Here is a 2,912-nt window from a genome sequence, read left to right as displayed (position 1 = left end):
CCGCCATATTTAAAGAAGCCCGTTACTGCAAAGTAACGGGCTTTTTGCTATGTGGAAATTGAGTGAATTCGGCAAGAGAATTAAAAGGTTTGTAGCGCATCAGTGTAGGGTTCAACTCCTTATCTCTCCGCCATATTTAAAGAAGCCCGTTACTGCAAAGTAACGGGCTTTTTGCTATCTAGATATTAATAAATAAAACAACATAGGTTTGTAGCGCATCAATTTAGGCTTCAAATCCCTATCTCTCCGCCATATTTAAGACGAAAGGCTCATCAGAAATGATGAGCCTTTTTTCGTTCTTGTGTATTTATAATTAAACATGGGTTTGTAGTTCATCAATGTAGGCTTCCTCTTTCATAAATACGCTATCTCTTGGCCATATGTATAAAAGCGCGAATTTTTATGCTTAATCACTCAACATATCCAGTGGGCTAATGGTTCCTGCATAATGCTGGCCTAACACATGTGTATAAATCTGAGTTGTGTTGACGTCATTATGCCCTAACAACTCCTGAACGCTGCGGATATCCCTGCCAGATTGTAATAAGTGGGTCGCAAAGCTGTGCCTAAAGGTATGGCATGTCACGCGCTTAGTGATATCCGTTTTATGTACCGCTTTAGCGAGTGACTTACGTATGACACTATGATGTAAATGATGTCGGCAAAGCGTTCCCGTATAGGGATTATTGACGATAGTCGTAGAAGGAAATATGAACATCCATCCAATTTGTTTAAATGCACTTGGGTATTTTCGTTCCAATGCGTTGGGTAGGGATGGCCCCACACCGATAAGGTTGTCTTTCTGTTGAACACTGATCGCACTTTCAATAAATTCACTAAGTTTGTCGATGCATCTTTGGCTGAGAATGGTCTGTCTGTCTTTTCTACCTTTACCGTTTCGAATGGTGAGAGATTGATGCTCAATATCGATATCTTGTATTCGCAGACTCAAGCACTCAGAAATACGTAAGCCACTTCCGTATAGCATTGCAATGATAAGGTTATCGCGGCCTTTAAGTTGACTCAATACCTTTGCCACTTCTGTTGTCGATAATACGGTTGGAAGCTGCCTTTGTTTACTTGCGTAACGAAAGCCTAAATCACCTAACGTTTGTTTTAAGTGTTTTTGATAAAGGTAAACTAATGCATTGAGCGCCACTTTTTGTGTATTCACAGCGACATGACGGGAGTTTGCAAGATAGCTAAGGAACTGCGCGACTTCAATTGATCCCATCGTTTCCGGGTGTCGTTTATGTTGAAAGTTAATAAACGCCTTCATCCAATATAAATAGGCTTTTTCGGTTCTTATGCTGTACCCACGCATTCGCATATTTTCTTGAACTTTACTGAGAAACGGGCTTGTCATTTTTTGCATGCTAAATAACTCGATGACTGTGTTTATATACAGTGTTATTTAATTTTGCCATTTTTCAAGTGATAAAATGATTGTTTTATGCGCGTTTATCCTTGTGATTTTTTAAATACTCACATATTATCAATCGCTTAATGTAATATTTTTTTAAATAATAGGCTTGAAAAGTGCGCATGCGCATTTATCAAGAAGTTTATTAGCTATAATGTTAGCTTTTACAATATTTTCAGGTAATTAGGTGTGCGCGTTTTTACTGGTCTGATGAGGTAAATGCGCATGCGCACTATACAAATGTTAGCATTCATACCAGGAGTATAATTATTTCATTGAGTAAACTACTAATAATTGTTCTCATACTTATTTCTCCAACTGCATACTCGACTGAAAGTGTGTGCTACGGAACAACTTCGAATGGAAGCTTGAGAAATGGAGTTGAACTACCAAGTGAAGGTGATAATTTTGTTGGTTACAGCACTATTGCTAGGTTAGCAGGCAGAACTTATGTGCATTCAACTGTAAAAACAGTATTACTAAGATCATATAAAAATTTAGAAGTTACAATGCCAAATAAGGTATATAAATATGCTGAAACAGGTTTTGAAGATGGTGGTAAATTCCGTCCGCATAAAACTCATCAAAATGGTTTGTCAGTTGATTTTATGACTCCAGTATTAAATGACAATAATGAATCTGTTCATTTACCAACGAATCCATTTAATAAGTTTGGTTATAATATTGAATTTGATAGCGCTGGTAAATATGATGATCTTCGTATTGATTACGATGCTTTAGCTGCTCATATTGTTGAACTACATAAAGAGTCTATAAAGGCTGGCATAGATCTCTGGCGTGTTATTTTTGACCCCAAATTACAACCAAATTTATTTAAAACTAAGTATTCTGAATATTTAAAAAACAATATTCAATTTTCAAAAAAACGTTCATGGGTACGCCATGATGAGCATTATCATGTAGACTTCATTGTTTCGTGTAAATAAATGCTAACAAGGCGTTTAAACGGAACAAAAAACAGTGGGTTACGTTTCGCTTCGCTACACATTATAACCCACAATTTTTGTCCGCTTAACGCGGCGTTATATGGATGAGAATGTTTAGCACCAATTTAGAAGATATCTTATTTTATGCTGATACTATTATATCTAAAATCGTAATATCTGACTGTAATTGTGTGGTTTATTATGAAGGCTGGGATGATAAAAAATCGACTCTTACATTTAATCACTCTAAAATAATATATAACACGATAGATCCTGATGGCGAACGTGTTGAGACTGGCCAGCTAATTAAACTCAAGAATAATAGAATGAGAATTGTGCTTTTTGATGACGAAAATAAAATATTCCTAGAGTTAGAGTATGATCAGTGTCATTCCATATAACAAAACTAATTAAAACCGACGCAAAACACTCCGCCTTCTTTGTGTTTCGCTTCGCGAAGTATACACAAAGAAGGCTCCGCGATTTGCGCGGTTTATTAGAGCGTTCTTGACCTGCGGTAGGCGATTTTTTAGTAAAAAGAA

General features: G+C 36.6%; 3 protein-coding genes. 2 read left to right on the top strand and 1 reads right to left on the bottom strand.

What is annotated here, in order from left to right:
- Positions 1-406: 406 nt before the first annotated feature.
- A complete protein-coding gene (locus tag AB4153_RS21565) occupies positions 407-1,375 on the bottom strand; it encodes an integron integrase (protein WP_371998628.1) in 969 nt (322 codons plus the stop codon).
- Positions 1,376-1,698: 323 nt separating this feature from the next.
- Here AB4153_RS21565 and AB4153_RS21560 point away from each other — a divergent pair, with 323 nt between their 5' ends.
- Together AB4153_RS21560 and AB4153_RS21555 are read left to right on the top strand one after the other, a co-directional pair.
- On the top strand, positions 1,699-2,370 hold the full coding sequence (locus AB4153_RS21560; RefSeq protein WP_371998627.1) for a penicillin-insensitive murein endopeptidase: 672 nt from the start codon (positions 1,699-1,701) through the stop codon (positions 2,368-2,370).
- 110 nt (positions 2,371-2,480) lie between these two features.
- A complete protein-coding gene (locus AB4153_RS21555; protein WP_371998626.1) occupies positions 2,481-2,771 on the top strand; it encodes a hypothetical protein in 291 nt (96 codons plus the stop codon).
- The last annotated feature ends 141 nt before the right edge of the window (positions 2,772-2,912 follow it).

Source organism: Shewanella sp. 10N.286.52.E4 (assembly GCF_041468785.1).
GTDB classification, from domain to species: domain Bacteria; phylum Pseudomonadota; class Gammaproteobacteria; order Enterobacterales; family Shewanellaceae; genus Shewanella; species Shewanella electrodiphila.
This window is presented reverse-complemented; position numbering and strand designations above follow the sequence as displayed.